15 protein-coding genes are annotated in these 17,735 nt (G+C 65.4%); 6 read left to right on the top strand and 9 right to left on the bottom strand.

All coding sequences use genetic code 11. The annotated features are described in order from the left end of the window. Positions 1-108 precede the first annotated feature (108 nt). The 8 genes from ACZBJS_RS18825 to ACZBJS_RS18790 all read right to left on the bottom strand — a co-directional run bounded on the left by ACZBJS_RS18825 (position 109) and on the right by ACZBJS_RS18790 (position 8,976). Positions 109-1,344 carry an MFS transporter gene (locus ACZBJS_RS18825; RefSeq protein ID WP_463438988.1) on the bottom strand — a complete coding sequence of 412 codons (1,236 nt, stop codon included), beginning with the start codon at positions 1,342-1,344 and terminating at the stop codon, positions 109-111. Between the two features lie 244 nt (positions 1,345-1,588). Continuing rightward, positions 1,589-2,434, bottom strand: coding sequence for a CmcJ/NvfI family oxidoreductase (locus ACZBJS_RS18820; RefSeq protein WP_463438986.1), 846 nt, complete (start codon positions 2,432-2,434; stop codon positions 1,589-1,591). Between the two features lie 431 nt (positions 2,435-2,865). Beyond that, positions 2,866-3,807, bottom strand: coding sequence for an ABC transporter substrate-binding protein (locus tag ACZBJS_RS18815; protein WP_463438985.1), 942 nt, complete (start codon positions 3,805-3,807; stop codon positions 2,866-2,868). Beyond that, on the bottom strand, positions 3,804-4,898 hold the full coding sequence (locus ACZBJS_RS18810) for an LLM class flavin-dependent oxidoreductase (protein WP_106328824.1): 1,095 nt from the start codon (positions 4,896-4,898) through the stop codon (positions 3,804-3,806). The genes ACZBJS_RS18815 and ACZBJS_RS18810 overlap by 4 nt, the downstream gene beginning before the upstream one ends. A gap of 32 nt (positions 4,899-4,930) precedes the next feature. Beyond that, positions 4,931-6,103 (bottom strand): acyl-CoA dehydrogenase family protein, encoded by a 1,173-nt coding sequence (locus ACZBJS_RS18805; protein ID WP_463438984.1) that lies wholly within the window; start codon positions 6,101-6,103, stop codon positions 4,931-4,933. Beyond that, positions 6,097-6,894 carry an ABC transporter ATP-binding protein gene (locus ACZBJS_RS18800; protein ID WP_229193070.1) on the bottom strand — a complete coding sequence of 266 codons (798 nt, stop codon included), beginning with the start codon at positions 6,892-6,894 and terminating at the stop codon, positions 6,097-6,099. Before ACZBJS_RS18800 ends, ACZBJS_RS18805 begins: the two co-directional genes overlap by 7 nt. Further along, a complete protein-coding gene (locus ACZBJS_RS18795; RefSeq protein WP_253587502.1) occupies positions 6,888-7,904 on the bottom strand; it encodes an ABC transporter permease in 1,017 nt (338 codons plus the stop codon). Before ACZBJS_RS18795 ends, ACZBJS_RS18800 begins: the two co-directional genes overlap by 7 nt. Next, positions 7,882-8,976, bottom strand: coding sequence for an ABC transporter substrate-binding protein (locus ACZBJS_RS18790; protein ID WP_253587503.1), 1,095 nt, complete (start codon positions 8,974-8,976; stop codon positions 7,882-7,884). Before ACZBJS_RS18790 ends, ACZBJS_RS18795 begins: the two co-directional genes overlap by 23 nt. Before the next feature lie 476 nt (positions 8,977-9,452). Between ACZBJS_RS18790 and ACZBJS_RS18785 the strand changes: the two genes are divergently transcribed. Both ACZBJS_RS18785 and ACZBJS_RS18780 read left to right on the top strand, forming a co-directional pair. Further along, positions 9,453-10,439: an ABC transporter substrate-binding protein gene (locus tag ACZBJS_RS18785; RefSeq protein ID WP_463438983.1), complete on the top strand. Its 987-nt coding sequence runs from the start codon at positions 9,453-9,455 to the stop codon at positions 10,437-10,439. Between the two features lie 331 nt (positions 10,440-10,770). Beyond that, on the top strand, positions 10,771-11,550 hold the full coding sequence (locus tag ACZBJS_RS18780; protein WP_253587504.1) for an SDR family oxidoreductase: 780 nt from the start codon (positions 10,771-10,773) through the stop codon (positions 11,548-11,550). A gap of 163 nt (positions 11,551-11,713) precedes the next feature. Here ACZBJS_RS18780 and ACZBJS_RS18775 read toward each other — a convergent pair whose 3' ends face one another. Beyond that, a complete protein-coding gene (locus tag ACZBJS_RS18775) occupies positions 11,714-12,013 on the bottom strand; it encodes an HU family DNA-binding protein (RefSeq protein ID WP_021077434.1) in 300 nt (99 codons plus the stop codon). Positions 12,014-12,447: 434 nt separating this feature from the next. Here ACZBJS_RS18775 and ACZBJS_RS18770 point away from each other — a divergent pair, with 434 nt between their 5' ends. The 4 genes from ACZBJS_RS18770 to ACZBJS_RS18755 all read left to right on the top strand — a co-directional run bounded on the left by ACZBJS_RS18770 (position 12,448) and on the right by ACZBJS_RS18755 (position 17,731). Beyond that, positions 12,448-14,061 carry an ABC transporter substrate-binding protein gene (locus ACZBJS_RS18770; RefSeq protein WP_463438982.1) on the top strand — a complete coding sequence of 538 codons (1,614 nt, stop codon included), beginning with the start codon at positions 12,448-12,450 and terminating at the stop codon, positions 14,059-14,061. 237 nt (positions 14,062-14,298) lie between these two features. Further along, positions 14,299-15,276 (top strand): ABC transporter permease, encoded by a 978-nt coding sequence (locus tag ACZBJS_RS18765; protein ID WP_168857950.1) that lies wholly within the window; start codon positions 14,299-14,301, stop codon positions 15,274-15,276. A gap of 2 nt (positions 15,277-15,278) precedes the next feature. Then, positions 15,279-16,109, top strand: coding sequence for an ABC transporter permease (locus ACZBJS_RS18760; RefSeq protein ID WP_253640418.1), 831 nt, complete (start codon positions 15,279-15,281; stop codon positions 16,107-16,109). After that, the gene (locus ACZBJS_RS18755; RefSeq protein ID WP_463438981.1) at positions 16,106-17,731 is read left to right on the top strand and encodes an ABC transporter ATP-binding protein; all 1,626 of its coding nucleotides are present in this window, start codon (positions 16,106-16,108) and stop codon (positions 17,729-17,731) included. The genes ACZBJS_RS18760 and ACZBJS_RS18755 overlap by 4 nt, the downstream gene beginning before the upstream one ends. The last annotated feature ends 4 nt before the right edge of the window (positions 17,732-17,735 follow it).

Raw genomic sequence — 17,735 nt, 5'->3', positions numbered from 1 at the left:
GCTGGTTCCTCTCCCTCGGCGATCCATCTCGGCCTCCTCGACCACGTTGAATCTCCCTTAATATGCGATTCTCAACCCTCCAGATCGCGGCTTTCTGACTCAGTAAGATTAGGGCCTGGTGTAGATCAGGAACAGCACGGTCCCGATCACCAGCGCGCCGGCGATGAACAGCAGCACCGCAGGCAGCCCGAACAGCGCCGCAACGCCGGCGGTGCTCGATTGCAGCAGCGCTGCGCCAAGGAAGAACGCGAGATTGACCGAGGACAGCGCCTTGCCGGTGTTCTGTGCGGCGACAAGCTGCCGCGTCATGCCGTAGATCAGCGGCTGCGCCGACGTCGCAAGCCCGATCAAAATCAACAGCACCAGGTCATATTGCGTCAGCATCACGGCAACCCCGAAGAGGTTCGAGACCGGGAAATGCGGCGCACCGGCCGCCATCAAGACGAGCAGCAGCGCGGCGATGGCGTGCGTCACCGCCACCATGGCACGGCGGTGCCCGAACTTGCGATCGAAAGCGCCGATGCAGGCTGGGCCGACGATCATCGCCAGCGTGAACAGGCCGAGCACATTGCCGGCCTCGATCCGGCTCAGCCCTTTCTCGTCCATCAGCCACGGGCCGCCCCACAAGCCGCGCAAGGTCAGCGACGCGCCGAGCGACACCAGCGACAGCGCGATCAGGCCGCGCAGGCCGCGCGACATGCCGAGCCGCAGTACCTCGGCCATCTGGTGCAGCGGCGAGGAATCATCCGCATGCGCCGCCGGCTGCCGCGGCACCAGCGCGAACACCGCGATCAGCACGACAATGCCGAAGCCGGCCGAAACCCAGAAACCGGCGCGCCAGCCGAACTGATCGACCACGAACGCCAGCGGGCTTGCCGACAGCAGCATGCCGATATTGCCGATTGAGAGGATCAGGCCGGACCACAGGCCGAACTTCGCCGCCGACATCTGTTTCGCCGCGAGCGTCATCGGGCACATCAGCATGCCCGAAGTGGCGACGCCGAGCATGAGCTGGCCGAGCACAAAGCTCGCAGGCCCCGTCGCCAGCGCCGAGACCAGCGTTCCGATCACGGTACCGGCGAGCAGGCTCAGCGACACCGGCCGCACGCCGAAACGATCCATCGCGGCGCCGACCGGGATTTGCGAGGCGGCAAAGGAGAAGTGATAGATCGAGGTGAGGCTCGCCAGCGCCTGCGGCGAGGTGCCGAAATCCGACGCCATCAGATCGAGGCTGATCGCCGGGATGGTCCGCAGCAGCGTCGACAGCATGTGGCCGGAGGCTAATGCCAGAAGTGCAAGCACCAGGGCGCGGAACCCGATCCCCGCCTCTTCCTTCGTCACCAGGCCGTCCACGAATCGCCTCTTCCCCGAGCGGTTTGGCGACGGGCGTAACATTATTGGGCGGATGGTGCCAATCGGTTAGCCCTCTCCCCGTTCTTCACGGGGTCGAGACGAGCGAAGCTCGCTCTAAAGGGTTGGGTGAGGGGCTGCACCCGCGAACACGGTGACAATTGGATGTGCGGAGACTCCCCCTCACCCGGAACGCATCTAACGATGCGTTCCGACCTGCACGCGGGGCGAGGTGACTTCACTGCTTATGGAACACCAGCGTGCGCAGCTCGATGCTCTCGCGCGGCGCGGCATCCGCCGGCGTGGTCGGATCGACGAACGCCGTATGCGGCCCGAACCGCGTGCGACCGTCGGTCGCCGAGTCGTAGCATTTCAGCAGGATCGCCTCGTCCGGCGTCATCTCGGGAATGTAGAACCAGCGGTGGTTCGGATTGTACATCACCGAGTAGGTCTCGCCGCTGCGGTTCGGATAGATCAGGTCCGAAGCAATCAAATCCTCCGGCGCGACCGTGGTGCCGTCGGCCATCGCCAGCGGTGAATCCCGCAGGGGACCGCGGATCGGGCGCCACAGATTGATCACCTGGACGCGGCCCTTGACCAGCTGCTCGGCCTCGTCGGGCAGGTGCTCGAACACGCGGTTGCGGCCGGAGACGGCGGTCTGGTCGACATGGACGCGGGTCGCCGGCTGGCGCGGACCACCGCCGCGGATGTCAGCCGCGCCCTCGACGCGCTTGCGCACGGTGTGATCGAAGATGACAACGCGATCCGCCTTCAGCGTCGCCTTCAGGAAGGCTTCGACGGCGGGATAGTAGACGTTGCGGACTTCGTTCTCGTCGTAATAGTCCCTCACGCTGGTCGGATGCTTGACCAGCGCAAAGCCCTCGCGGTCGAGCGAGAAACTGTCGGCAATCAGACGCCCGTCAAAGATCGGAACATTGTGGGCTTCGGGCAGCGCGGTGGATTTGGGTTCGCCGGGCGGCGGATCGAAGGCGTAGGTCCGGGGCTTGCCCGGCGTCGGCGCGAGATAATTCAGTTCAGCGGTCACAAACGGCAGCGACTCGATGCGAGTTTGTTGAAGGCCCATGGTGATCTCCCGGACTCGATTGTTCGTGGTTTTGATCTTGGCGGCGCCGGGCGGGGTGGCAAGGTCGTGGCGAAAATAGCAACGTTGCGGTTTTGGAATGTGCCAAACGGGGAAAATCCTTGCCGCGCGGCAGCCGGCGGACGAATGGATGTTTTGAATCACGGGTTCGTTAGCGGTGCAATAGTGCGGAGCTGAATCGCTTCCGCGCAGACGGTCCACATCTCCCGCCTGCAGGGCCGCCGCAGGTGCGCCGGCAAAATATCGAAAACAACCCCATGCAAAGGACCTCGCGGCTGCCGGCCTTCGACAGGGCAGCTTGACACGTCGGGCAAATCAGGGATATTTTTCCAATATTCCGAAATCGTGCGAGCACCCGCCGTCCTGGCGAAAGCCAGGACGACGCTGAATGTTTGGTGTCGCTTGCAAATTGCCTACAGTCCCGCGCCCTTCCCGACGGCCGCACCAAACGAGCGGTCGACGATGTCGGCGGCGTTGATCTTCTGCCGGATCAGGCCCCAGCGGTCGTAGAGGTCGATGGTCTTCTGCTCGTCGGCGACCACGCTGTCGTCGATCGGCGCGATGCGGATCTTGGCCCGCGTCAGCCAGTTCACCGCCACCGCGGGCGGGTTGTTCATCAGCCTGCCCCAGGTCGCGGCGTAGCCCTCGACATTGTTCTGCGACCATGCGCGCGCGGCCGCCAACCGCCGCACGAAATCCTCGAGCTCGGCGCGCTTGGCCTTGATCGCATCCGGTGTCGCGACCTGGAAGCCGAGGCCTGGCGTGATGCCGTCGGCCGTGATGACGCGGCGCGACTTGAACAGCACCTCTTCCTGGCTCACATACGGCTCCCAGGTCGACCAGGCGTCGACCGCGCCCTGCGTGTAGGCGACCTTGGCATCCGACGGCGCGAGGAACACGATCTGCACGTCGTTCGCCTGCCAGCCTTTCGATTCCAGCGCCGCCAGGATCAGCTGATGGCCGATCGAGCCGCGGCCGGTTGCGATCTTCTTGCCGCGCAGATCGTCGAAGCTCTTGATCGCGGAGTACTCCGGCACCACGACCGCGAGCCCGTCGCGCGACTGCCGCACCGCGGCGATCGCCTTGACCGGAATTTTGGCGGCCGCCGCGAAGGTGAACGGCGCGTCGCCGACCAGCCCGGTATCGATCGCGCCTGCGCCCAGGGCCTCCAGCAGCGGCGCGGCTGCGGCGAACTCCTTCCACTCGATCTTGTAGGGAACGTCCTTGAGCACACCGGCCGCTTCCATCACGGCCTGCGAATTGCCCTTCTGGTCGCCGACGCGCAGCGTGGTCTGCGCGAAGGCCGCGTCGACGGCGACGAGCGCAAGCACTGCCGCAACAATGAGACGGATCATTCGGCGGCAATCCCCCGCTGCTGGTCGCGCGCTTCGATCAGCTTGCGGGTCAGCGGGATCAGCGCCCGGCCATAATCGATCGCATCGACCAGCGGGTCGAAGCCGCGGATCAGGAAGTGGCTGACGCCGAGATCGTAATAATCGCCGAATACCTCGGCGACCTGCTCGGGTGTGCCGACCAGCGCGGTGGTATTGCTGTTGGCGCCCGTCAGTTTGGCGATCTCGGTCCACAGCCGCTTGTCGATGCGCGTACCCTGATCGGCGAGCGCCAGCAGCCGCTTGGCGCCGTCGGTCGCGTGGTTGGGACGGCGATAGCCGGTCTGGTCCTGCAGCGCGGTGGCGCGCTCGAGGATATGTTCCGCCTTCTTCCACGCCTTCTCTTCGGTGTCGGCGAGGATCGGCCGCACCGACAGACTGAAGCGCGGCGTCGGCCTTCCGTGCCTGGCCGCGGCGGCGCGCACCCGCGCGGTGACATCGCGCACCTGCGCGTAGGACTCGCCCCACAGCGCGAAAGTATCGGCGTGCTTGCCCGCGACCTCGACCGCGGCGTCCGAGCCGCCGCCGACGAAGGTGTAGATGCCGCCCTTCTGCAACGGCTTCACCTGCGAGAAGCCGTTCTCGACGTTGTAATACTTGCCGCTGTAGTTGAACGGCTTCTCGCTGGTCCATTCCAGCCGCACCACGTCGAGGAATTCGCTGGTGCGGGCGTAGCGCTCATCCTTGTCGTCGAGCGTGTTGCCGTCCTGGCGCAGCTCGATGGCGTTGCCGCCGGTGATGACGTGCAGCGAGACGCGGCCGCCGTAGAACTGATCCAGCGTCGCGAGCTGGCGCGCCAGCAGCGTCGGCGCGGTGAAGCCCGGGCGCTGCGCGATCATCACCTTGAGCTGCTTGGTGATGGTCAGGACATGCTGCGCGACCTGCAACGCATCCGGCGTGGTGGAATGGAACGCCAGCAGCGCGCGATCGAATCCGGCGAGCTCATGCGCCTTGGCCACCGTCTCGATATAGGGTGGATCGAGCACCGGGCCTGAGCGGACGATGGTCTCGGAGGCATTGTTGTTGGTGATGAAGCCGATGAACTCGACCGGCATAACGGGAACTCCGTTGTTGTTGGCTGTTGTTTTCAGACGCCCAGCGCGGAGCGTCCGGCGGAGACACGGGTGGCATCGTCTTGCGGGGTATGGACGCGGCCGCACAGCACGTCACGGTAATGCCGCTCCAGCGGATTGGTGCGCGACAGGCCGTGATTGCTGGTCAGCGACAAGGCATCCTCCACCACTGCCGCGGCGTTATTGGTCACCGTCAGCTTGATGATGTTAGACTCGATCGCGGACAGCGGGAAGCCGTTATCGAAATCGGCGGCGAAGCTGTCGATCAGGCGGGCATTGACCGCAAGCCGCGCCTCGATCGCGCCGACGACCTCCTGCATCCGCGGCAAGGTCGCGAGCGCCGCGCCGAGATTGGCGGGCACCCGCTGCTTCAGGAATGTGACCAGCCAATCGCGGGCCGCGCGGGCGATGCCGTCATAGATCGCGGCGACGAAGATCGCATGCACGGTCGCCTGGGTAACGTCAGGAACCTTCCAGTCGTCGGGCGTGCGCACGTCGATCTCGTAATCCAGCGGAAACACGACGTCGTCGAAGATCACGGTGTGGCTGCCGCTGGCGCGCAGGCCGAGATGGTCCCAGGTCTCCTCGATCCGCGTTCCCGGCAGACCGGCGGGAACCAGAAACAAGCCGACACGGGTCTCCTGCTCGTCGGTCTTCGCCCAGACCGAATACCATTTCAGGATCGGCGCGCCGGTCGAATAGATCTTCTTGCCGGTCAGCCGCCAGCCGGTCTCGGTGCGGCGCGCCGTCGTCGCCGGCAGGCCACCGCGCGCGGGCGAGCCGAGCTCGGGCTCGACGCGCAATGCGTTGATCAGCGCCACGCCTTCGACCGTTTCCTTGGCGAGCTTGCGCGACAGCCGGCCCGGCCAACGCGTGCTGCGCGCCATCACCAGATGCTGGATGTAATGCATCGACAGCACCAGCGCGGTCGACGGATCGGCCTTGCCGATGATGCCGAGCACGCGCGTGGCGTCGCGGGCGCCTGCTCCGCCGCCGCCGAGCGCGGCCGGCACGGTCAGCGCCAGCAGGCCTTCGCGCGAAAGATCCGCGAAATTCTCGAACGGAAAGCTGGCGTCGCGGTCGTGCGCCGGTGCACGCGCTGCAAACACGTCGGCGAGCCGCAACGCGCGCGCGATGTGCTCCGGCTCGTCCGCCGGATGCAGCTCCCTCGCCGCAGACGTCACCATGTCGCCTCCAGTCCGAGCAGGCCGAGAATCTGCTTGCGCAGCTCAGCCAGATAGGGATCGCCGCGATGCCGCGGGTACGGCCTGGCGACTGCGATGTCCGCCTTGATCCGCGCCGGCCGATCGGAGAGCACGATGACGCGGTTGGCGAGCACCAGCGCCTCCTCGACGTCATGGGTGACCAACAGCGTGGTGAAGCCTTTGCGCTGCCACAGCGCGACGAGTTCTGACTGCATGGCGATCCGCGTCAGCGAATCGAGCTTGCCGAGCGGCTCATCGAGCACCAGGATCTTCGGATCGTTGACCAGCGCGCGCGCCAGCGCCACGCGCTGCGCCATACCGCCGGACAGCTGGTGCGGATAAGCGTTGCGGAACGAGGACAGGCCGACCAGCTCGATGACGTCATCGACGCGGTGGCGCTGCGCCTTCAGAATGCCCTGCGCTTCGAGGCCAAGCGCAACATTGTCCCACACCGTGCGCCACGGAAACAGCGTCGGGTCCTGGAACACGACAACCCGCGACGGATGCGGTCCGGCGATGCGGACTTCATCCTCGCGCAGCGTGCCCGCGCGCGGCTTCTCCAGCCCGGCCACCAGCCGCAGCAAGGTCGACTTGCCGCAGCCGGACGGGCCGAGCAGCGCGACGAACTCGCCCGGCGCGATCGCGAGGTTGACATTGTCGAGCACCGGCAGCGTGGCGCCATCGATATCGAAGGCGTGGCTGACGCCTTCGATATCGAGCTCGGCGCCGACCGCCGGATAGGTGATCGCCTCAGCTGCGGACTGCGCTACCATTTGACGACGCCCTTCTGCCAGACCAGCAGGCGGTCGCGGGTGCGGAACAAGAGCGTGATCGCGCCGGAGCAGAGCAGCGACATCACGATCAGCGCCGCATACATGTTGGCATACGCCGCCCAGCCCTGCGCCCATTGCAGGTACCAGCCGAGCCCGGCCTTGACGCCGATCATCTCGGCGACGACGAGCACCGCGAAGGACGAGCCGAGCCCCATGAACAGGCCGACGAACACATGCGGCAGCGCGGCGGGGATCGCGACCTTCAGCACCAGGAATGACGGTTTTGCGCCGAGCGTGCGCGCGACGTCGTAATAGGCGCTGCTGACGCTCGCGACGCCCGACCAGGTCAGGACCGTCACCGGAAAGCCGGTGGCAAGCGCGATCAGGAAGGTCGAGGCGCTCCAGCTCGACGGAAAGGTGAAGAAAGCGATCGGCAGCCAGGCCGTAGCCGGCAGCGGGCCGATGAAGCGCAGCACCGGATGCACCCAGTAACCGATCTTCTGCGACCAGCCGATCGAGACACCGGTGATAAAGCCGACGGTTGCGCCGATGATGTAGCCGCCGAGCTGCAGCTTGATCGAGGCGAACACGCTATCGAGCAGTTTCGGCAGATCGTCGGTATAGACCTCGAGGATCGACTGCGGCGGCGGGAAGAACGGCAGCGGCAGCCAAGCGAACTTTGCGGTGGCCACCTCCCACAACGTCACGAAGGCGCCGAACGCCACCAGCCATGGCGCGCGCTTGCGCAACGCCTGCCCGGCGCCGCCGAGATAATCCGCGCTGAATGTGCCGAACAGGATGAACGCGGCGATGACGATCGCGCCGATGCCGAGCGATCCGGTCCGCGACCAGTCGCCGACATCGGGCCAATAAAGGCATGCGAGGCCGAATGCGAGCCAGACGAGGCTCGCCGCAAGGCCGACACCGTAACTGCCGGAGAGGTTCGAGAACGTGACCGCCGCACGCGGCGCGGCCGCGGCCGTCGCGTCAGACACTGAATACGTCGACATAGATCCGCTCCGCGAATTTGGCCGTGTCGGTGCTCTGCTTGAACACCTGCACCGTCTTGAGGTCGTCGGCGTAGCCCTTCAGCTCGCGCTTGAGCACCTCGCCGGTCGGATGATGGTGATGGGTGTGGTAGCGCGCCATTGCCTCGAGATCGGCGAGGCTCGCCGCCTTCGGCGCATAGGGCTGGAACGACTTCGCCGCCTTGTCCGGGTTCTGCGAGGTGAACATCGCGGCGTCGAGCAGCGCCTGGGTGATGGCACGCGCGACTTGAGGCTCCTCGCGCACCAGGCTGCCGCGCAGGCCGACGATGCAGCAGCTCTTGTCGCGATATTCGCCGTCGAGGTTGGAGGCGACCTCCTTGTACTGCGCATCCTTCAGCCAGAGATAGGCCAGCGGGTCCGACGACAGGAAGGCCTGCACCTCGCCCTTCTCGACCGCGACGTTCAGGAGATTGCCGGGATAGGCGCGCCAGTCGACGTCCTTGATCGGGTCGATGCCGAGCTTGGCCAGCTGGATTGAGAAGAAATTCTTGTCGGGACCTGCGAGATCGCCGACCGCGACGATCTTGCCCTTGAGATCGGCGAGCTTGTCGACCCCGGAATTGGTGCGGGTCAGGACGCGCATGCAGCCGCCATGGGTGCCGGCGGCGATCTTGACGTCAAAGCCCTGCTCCAGCGGCTTCAGCCAGCGCAGCGCCATGCCGAGACCGGCGTCGCTCTTGCCGGTGGCGATCGCCTCCAGCAGCTGGTCGGTCGAGCCCGAATAGTTGACCAGCTCGACGTCGAGATTCTGCTTCTGGAAGAAGCCGTGGTCGATCGCGACCGGCAGCGGCGCAAGGCAGACCGCGCCGGCGTTCCAGGACAGCTTCAGCTTGCGCGGCGCGCCGGTCAAAGCCGGTGCATCGGATGCGGTCTTGCAGACCGGGAATTCCGAGAAGTCGATCGCCGGCGTGATCGCCCGTGGCGCGAAGGCCTGCGCACTATACGCCCCGATCGGCGCGGCAAAGGCCGCGGCGGCGCCCGCACGCAGCAATGTGCGGCGATCCATCACCGTCTTCTTGTTATCCGTCGACATCTTCACTCCTGCATTTCGGCAAGGCTCCGCCCCGCGCGCAAAACGTCTCCGTTTGAACGCCCCGTCGTTCGAAGCACATGGTTCAGAAAAAAGCGGATTTCTCCGGCGCGATTGCACTCAAAGCAACATGCAAATGATGCGGCGCGACAAGATCATCGTCAATGAAATGGAATTTCGAATGTTGTCGGCGCCACAGCTGAACTCTCCACGATCGCATCGCGCGGCGATGAAAGGATTTTCACGATCGTCCCAGACGGAGATGCGGCGCGATCACCCGTGACTGCATCAAATCTAGGCGTTTTGCGGCCGCATGCGCGATGTCTTCTACGCGCGGCCTGCTTGACGAGATCATCCTTGCCGCGCAGCCGGCGAATTCAGATTTCCGTTTCGTTGACGGCGAACGGCTTGCTCATAGACTTGATCGAACGCTGCCGCGCGTTCCGCGGCGCAGCGAATGAATCAGGAAGAAAATTCATATGCGCAAACTGACCCGCTCGGGCCCTGCCTATTCTCTCACCCGCCGCACGGCGGCAGCGCTGATCACGGCCGTGATCACGCTGTCGACATCGGCTGCGGCGCTCGCGGCCGACGCGATCGTGCTGCGCGTCGGCGACCAGAAGGGCGGCAACCGCTCGCTGCTGGAGATTTCCGGCCTCGCCAAGGATCTGCCCTACAAGATCGAGTGGTCGGAATTCCCCGCCGCAGCCCCGATCCTGGAAGCGATCAACGCCGGCGCGCTCGACGTCGGCTACACCGGCGATCTGTCCTTCCTCACGGTCTATGCGTCGGGCGCGCCGATCAAGGCGATCGGCGGCACGCGCTCCGATGCGCGGACGCAGGCGATCCTGGTGCGCGGGGATTCGCCGATCAAGACCGCGGCCGATCTGAAGGGCAAGCGCCTCGCCGGCACGCGCGGCGGCTGGGGCCAATTCCTGATCAACGCGACGCTGGAAAAAGCCGGCAGCAGGATCGAGGACGCGACCTTCGCGCCGCTCGGCCCGGTCGACGCCAAGATCGCGCTGCTCGCCGGCTCGATCGACGCCTGGGCGGTGTGGGAGCCGTATATCTCCTACGCCACGCTGAAGGACAAGGCGCGCGTCGTCGCCGACGGCGAAGGACTGACGCCGACCATCACCTTCATCGTCGCCTCCGACAACGCGATCGCAACCAAGCGCGCGGCGGTGCAGGACCTGCTGCAGCGGCTCAACAAGGCGCGGCTGTGGTCGCTCGACCATCTCGCCGAGTACGCCAGGAACACGGCCGAGCTCACAAAACTGCCGGAGGACGTGCTGCTCGCCGCCTACACCGCTCAGAAGACGAGCCCGATCGCGATCGACGAGGCCGTGGTGAAGGAGGTGCAGGCCGCCTCCGATCGCGCGACGCGCTACGGCATCCTCGGCAAGACGCTGGACGTCGGCAAGGCCGTCGACCGCAGCTTTACGGCAAGCGCGCGCTCGAACTAGCGGCGCGCGTGAACCGGGCACGCTCTTTCCTCACCTCCCCTTGAAAAGAGGAGGTCGGATTGCACAGCAATCCGGGTGGGGATCCTGCCTCCACAGACGCCGGCGTCCGTGGAGAGCAACCCCCACCCCGCCCTCCCCCTTTCAGGGGGAGGGAGACAGACGGCGGTGCTCGCCTGACGACAAATAAGATGCGCACCACCATGGAGATCTCCGATGTCCGGTCCGCTCCATCTCGCACTGATTGTCACAGCACACCTGCTCTGCATGACCTTGTTGGTCGCGCTGTCGGTTTGATAGCGTCCTCTCCGGGCCAGCCCCAGGGAGAACAACAATGAACCTATCAATGAAGGACCGCGTCGCGGTGGTTACCGGCGGCAGCAAGGGCATCGGGATCGCGGTGGCGCGGCGGTTTGCCGAATCCGGCGCCAGGGTCGCGATCCTCGCCCGCGGCGCGGCCGACCTCGCTGCGGCGCGCGAAGCGCTCGCCAGGGACGGCCTTGTGGTACGCGATTATGTCTGCGACGTCGCGAAGGCTTCAGACATCAGCAAGGCTCACGACCAGATCGTTGCCGATCTCGGCAAGATCGACGTGCTCGTCAACAACGCCGGCACGGCGCGCACGCTGGCGTTCGAGAGCATCAGCGACGAGGCCTGGCAGGAGGACCTCGACCTGAAGCTGTTCGCCGCGATCCGCTTCAGCCGGCTGGTGTGGCCGGGCATGAAGCAGCGCAAATGGGGCCGCATCATCAATGTGCTCAACACCTTTGCGAAAGCGCCGGCCGGCAATTCCGCGCCGACCTCGGTGTCGCGCGCGGCCGGCATGGCCCTGACCAAGGTGATGGCCAATGAAGGCGGCGAGCACAACATCCTGGTGAACGCGCTGCTGGTCGGCCTGATCATGAGCGATCAATGGGTCAAGCGGCATGCTGCCCAGGCGCCGAACACGGATTTCGGGGAATTCGCCAAGGGCCTTGCCAAGGGCACCCCGCTCGGCCGCATCGGCACGGCGGAGGAGTTCGCCAACCTCGCCTGCTTCCTGGCCTCGGAGCAAGGCTCCTACATCACCGGCACCGCCATCAATGTCGATGGTGGCCGGTCGCCGGTAGTCTAGAGCCCCGGTCCCGGTTCAACCCGGTCCGGAGCTCCAGATTCTGCTTTGGCGCGTTTTCTTCACGCGAACCGGTGTCCACTCGCTGGAAAACGCGGGCTGGCAACCAACGGCAGGAAGCGACGGCTCAAAAGCAAAAGGCCTCCGTCACCGGAGGCCTTTCATCTTAAACCGCGTCCTTGGCGGCCTTGACCGGCCGTGCGCGGACGATCTTCCGGGCCGGCTTGGCCTTGAACATCATCTCTTCGCCGGTGAAGGGGTTGGTGCCCTTGCGCGCCTTGGTCGCAGGCTTCTTGACCACAACGAACTTCGCGAAGCCGGGGACGAGGAACACCCCGGCCTTCTTCAGCTCCTTGTGGCCGACATCGACAAGCGAGTCCAAAACGTTCTTGACGTCGCGCTTGGAGAGTTCGGTGGTGGTCGCGATCTTCTCGATCACTTGCGACTTCGACAGTTGGGTAGCCATGGTTGCTCCATTGATTCTGGAGTGGGCACGATATGGCGGAAAACGCCGAGAAAAACAGTGTTTTCTGCACTCCCCACCACAATATCGCTGTGGACAGCCGCCGAATCAGGGTTTTTTCCAGTGTTTTTTCAAGTCAAGGCGCTTCCGACCCCTAAAATTACAGGGTTTGCGCGGCTTCGGCGCTCCCGAAACGTCCCTTCGAGAGAATCACCAGACGCAACTCGCGCGGCCCAAACTGCGACAATGCGGCGCCCGATCCGGGTTGCGAAGCGTCGCAATGCGCCACTTCAGGTTTCGGAAACGATCCTCCAAAAGGCCGAGGCATTAGAAAATGACTCGGGTTCCCATTCCATCGTAACATCGCAAAGGGGCGCCACGACCGATCCGGCTGGTCGCCCGATGCAAGCCTTTATGTAAGTACCGGAGACCCGCGTATGGATTTGAGCCGCCTCGAGATCAACCGCCGCACGGCCCTTCTGACCTCGGCCGCGATTGCGGCCAATGTCATCAATCCGATGCGGGCCTTCGCGCAGGAGGCCCCGCGCAAGGGCGGCGTGTTCAACGTCCATTACGGCGCCGAGCAGCGCCAGCTCAACCCGAGCATCCAGGCCTCGACCGGCGTCTACATCATCGGCGGCAAGATCCAGGAGAATCTGGTCGACCTCGACGCCAACGGCCAGCCGGTCGGCGTGCTCGCCGAGAGCTGGGAGGCAACGCCGGACGGCAAGACCGTCACCTTCAAGCTGCGCAAGGGCATCACCTGGCACGACGGCAAGCCGTTCACCTCTGATGACGTCGCTTTCACCGCGATGAACATGTGGAAGAAGATCCTCAACTACGGATCGACGCTGCAGCTGTTCCTCACATCGGTCGATACGCCCGATCCGCAGACCGCGATCTTCCGCTACGAGCGGCCGATGCCGCTCAACCTGTTGCTCCGGGCCCTGCCCGACCTCGGCTACGTCTCCGCCAAGCATCTCTACGAGAGCGGCGACATCAGGCAGAACCCGACCAATCTGGCGCCGGTCGGCACCGGCCCATTCAAATTCGTCAAATACGAGCGCGGGCAATACATCATCGCCGACCGCAACCCGGACTACTGGCGGCCGAACGCGCCCTATCTCGACCGCATCGTCTGGAAGGTGATCACCGACCGCGCCGCCGCGGCCGCCCAGATGGAGGCCGGCGAGCTGCACTACAGCCCGTTCTCGGGCCTGACGATCTCGGACATGGCGCGGCTCGGCAAGGACAAGCGCTTCATCGTCCAGACCAAGGGCAATGAGGGCAACGCCCGCACCAACACCATCGAGTTCAACTTCCGCCGCAAGGAACTGGCGGACATCCGGGTCCGCCGCGCCATCGCGCACGCGATCAACGTGCCGTTCTTCATCGACAATTTCCTGGGCGATTTCGCCAAGCTCGGCACCGGCCCGATCCCGTCGACCTCGACCGACTTCTATCCCGGGCCGAACACGCCGCAATACCCCTATGACAAGGCCAAGGCGATCGCGCTGCTCGACGAGGCCGGCTTCAAAGCCTCCAGCGGCAACCGCTTCTCGCTGAGACTCCTGCCGGCACCGTGGGGCGAGGACATCTCGCTGTGGTCGACCTTCATCCAGCAGTCGCTGGGAGAAGTCGGCATCCAGGTCGACATCGTACGCAACGACGGCGGCGGCTTCCTCAAGCAGGTCTATGACGAGCACGCCTTCGATCTCGCGACCGGCTGGCACCAGTATCGCAACGACCCCGCGGTCTCGACCACGGTATGGTACCGCTCCGTCCAGCCCAAGGGCGCGCCGTGGACCAACCAATGGGGCTGGGAGGACAAGACCGTCGACAAGACCATCGACGATGCCGCCACCGAAGTCGATCCGGCCAAGCGCAAGGCGCTCTATGCCGATTTCGTCAAGGAGGTGAACACCGAGCTGCCGGTCTGGATGCCGATCGAGCAGATCTTCGTTACCGTGATCACGGCCAAGGCGCGCAACCACTCCAACACGCCGCGCTGGGGCTCGACGAGCTGGCACGATCTTTGGCTGAGCGCATGAGGCCACATCTGCGCTAGGCGTGGCGCCCTCTTCTCCCTCGCCCCGCTCTTGCGGGAAGAGGGTCGGGGTGAGGGGCTCGCTCCACGATATTGCTCCATCGATAGACCTGTACCCCCTCACCCGGATCGCATCTGGCGATGCGATCCGACCTCTCCCCCCAAGCGGGGCGAGGTAAGAAGGGGCCGGTGCCCACCCCGAACCGGTGTCCACATCGTTCGAAAACGCTATAGATAAAATATGCGTATCCTGAGCCTTGCGGGGCGGCGGCTCGCCGCCTCGATCCCGACCCTGTTCCTGATCCTGATCGGCGTGTTCCTGCTGCTGCAGCTCGCGCCGGGCGACACCGTCGATGCGCTGATGGCGCAGATGGGCGGCGGCGACGCCGCGACCGCCGAGGCGCTGCGCAAATTCTACGGGCTGAACCTCTCGGTTCCGGCGCAGCTCGGGAACTATCTGTGGCACCTGGTCCGGCTCGACCTCGGCTTCTCCTCGATCTACGGCAAGCCGGTGGCGACCGTGATCCTGGAACGGCTGCCGCCGACCATCCTATTGATGACGGCGTCGCTGTCATTCGCGTTCTTCTTTGGCCTCGTGTTCGGCGTGATCGCCGCGCGTGGCGTCAACCGCTGGCCGGACACGATGATCTCCACCCTCGGCCTGATCTTCTACGCCACGCCGTCGTTCTGGTTCGGGCTGATGGCGATCGTGGTGTTCTCGGTCTATCTGCAGTGGCTGCCGCCGGGCGGCTTCGAGGATATCGGCAACGTCCAGACCGGAATCTGGCGCATGCTGGATATCGCGGCGCATCTGGTGCTGCCGACGCTGACGCTCGGGCTGATCTTCCTCGCGATCTATTTGCGCATCATGCGCGCCTCGATGCTTGAGGTCCTGAACCTCGATTTCGTCCGCACCGCCCGCGCCAAGGGGCTGGACGAGACCCATGTCATCACCCGCCATGTGCTGCGCAACGCGCTGCTGCCGATGGTGACGCTGATCGGATTGCAGGCCGGCACCATGCTCGGCGGCTCGGTCGTGGTGGAGAGCGTGTTCTCGCTGCCCGGCCTCGGCCGTCTCGCTTATGAGTCGGTGGTGCAGCGCGACCTCAACACCCTGCTCGGCATCGTCTTCGTGTCCGCGCTGCTCGTCATATCCGTGAACTTCGTCGTCGACCTGCTCTACGCGCGGCTCGATCCGCGCATCGCGGCGGAGGGTTGACGATGGATGCCGTGAAGCGCTACTTCCGCAGCCCGGCCGCGGTGATCGGCCTGATCCTGCTGCTGCTTGTCATCGCGATGGCAATCAGCGCGGGTCTCCTCTATCCGCGCGATCCGCTCGCTCTCGCGGGCCGGCCGCTGATCTGGCCGTTCTCCAATCCGCGCTTCCTGCTTGGCACCGACAATTCCGGCCGCGACATCGCCGCCCAGATCTTCTACGGCGCGCGGATCTCGCTGCTGATCGGCGGCGTCGCCACCCTGATCGCGATCCTGATCGGCATCCTGGTCGGCGCCTTCGCCGGCTATTACGGCGGCTGGGTCGACAATGTGCTGATGCGGATCACGGAAGCGTTCCAGACGCTGCCGAACTTCGTGCTGCTGCTGGTGCTGGTCGCGGTGTTTGGCTCGACCCTGACCACGGTGACGATTGCAGTTGGCGTGGTGTCGTGGCCGGCGCCAGCGCGGCTGACCCGCGCCGAGTTCCTGTCGCTGCGCAACCGCGAATTCGTGCAGGCCGGCAAGACGCTCGGCATGAAGGACGTCCAGCTCATCCTCGGCGAAATCCTGCCCAATGCGCTGCCGCCCGTCATCGTCTATGCCAGCGTGGTGATGGCGGTCGCGATCCTGCTGGAAAGCGCGCTCGCCTTCCTGCGTCTGTCCGATCCCAACGTCGCCTCCTGGGGCAATCTGATCGGGCTCGGCCGCGACGTGCTCCGGGTGCAATGGTACGTCTCGGCAATCCCTGGCATTGCGATCCTCGTCACCGTGCTCGCGGTGTCGCTGGTCGGCCAGGGCCTGAACGATGCGCTCAATCCGAGGCTGAAGAGCCGATGAGCGAGAGCGTCCTTTCCCTCGACGCCCTGACGGTGCGCCTGCCCAAGGGCGCCGACCGGCCGCATGCGCTGTCCGACGTTTCGCTTTCAATTGCGTCGAACGAGATCCTCTGCGTGGTCGGCGAGTCCGGCTCCGGCAAATCGATGATGGCGAACGCCATCATGCGGCTGCTGCCGAACGAGGTGACGATCGAACGGGGCCGCATGATGTTCGACGGCCGCGACCTCTGCGCCGCCGACAGCGCCGAGATGCGCGATGTGCGCGGCGCCGGCATCGCGATGATCTTCCAGGAGCCGATGACCGCGCTCAATCCGCTGCGCACGATCGGCGACCAGATCGGCGAGATGTTTGCGATCCACACCGCTCTCTCGAAGGCCGAGATCAATGCTCGTGTGCTGGCGCTGCTCGAGGACGTCCGCATCCCCGACCCCAAGGCTGCCGCAAAAGCTTACCCGCACGAGCTGTCCGGCGGCCAGCGCCAGCGCGCGATGATCGCGATGGCACTCGCGCTCGACCCCAAGCTCCTGATCGCGGACGAGCCGACCACCGCGCTCGACGTGACGACACAAGCACAGATCCTGAAGCTGATCCGCGATTTGCAGCAGCGCAAGAAGACCGCGGTGCTGTTCATCACCCATGATTTCGGCGTGGTCGCCGAGATCGCCGACCGCGTCGTGGTAATGCAGCATGGCGCGATCGTCGAGCACGGCACGGCCGACAAGGTGCTGAACGATCCGCAGCATGCCTACACGAAGCAGCTGATCGCAGCCGTTCCGCCGCTGAAGGCGCCGCCGCCGCGCATCCTTTCCGGCAAGGACATCCTGACCATCGACGGCGTCTCCAAGACCTACCGCACCGGCGGCTTCCTCGGCCGCGGCGCGCGGATCACGGAGGCCGTCAAGAACGTGTCGCTGCACCTGCCGCGCGGCGCGACGCTCGGCATCGTCGGCGAATCCGGTTCGGGCAAATCAACGCTCGCGCGCTGCATCGTGCGGCTGATCGATCCGGACACCGGGTCGATCATGCTCGACGGCAAGGACTGGGCAAAGCTCGGCCGCGACGATATCAGGCGCGAGACCCGCCACATCCAGATGGTGTTCCAGGATCCGTTCGCCTCGCTCAATCCGCGCCGCAAGGCGGCCGAGCTGGTGGCGCAGGGACCGATCGTGCACGGCACCGACCGCGCCACCGCGATCGCGGAAGCGCGAAAGCTGTTCGAGCTGGTCGGCCTCGATCCGTCCGCGGGTGACCGCTACCCGCACGAATTCTCCGGCGGCCAGCGCCAGCGCATCGGGCTCGCCCGGGCACTCGCGTTGAAGCCGGATGTGCTGGTTGCCGACGAGCCGGTCTCGGCGCTCGACGTCTCGGTGCAGGCGCAGGTCTTGAAGCTGCTCGCCGGGCTGCGCCAGCAGCTTGGCCTCTCCATCATCTTCATCACCCACGATCTGCGCGTCGCCGCCCAGATCTGCGATCTCGTCGCCGTCATGAAGGACGGCGCCGTGGTCGAGCAAGGGCTGACCGCCGAGGTGTTCGGCAAGCCGCGGCATCCCTATACGCAGGCGCTGCTGTCAGCGATCCCCGGCGGCGCGTTTGCGCGCGAGCACGGCACCGCAACCGTGTAGCCGG

The organism is Bradyrhizobium sp. KZN70725 (genome assembly GCF_055264925.1).
The sequence above is the reverse complement of the archived record's forward strand: the minus strand, read 5'-3'. Positions and strand labels throughout refer to the sequence as shown.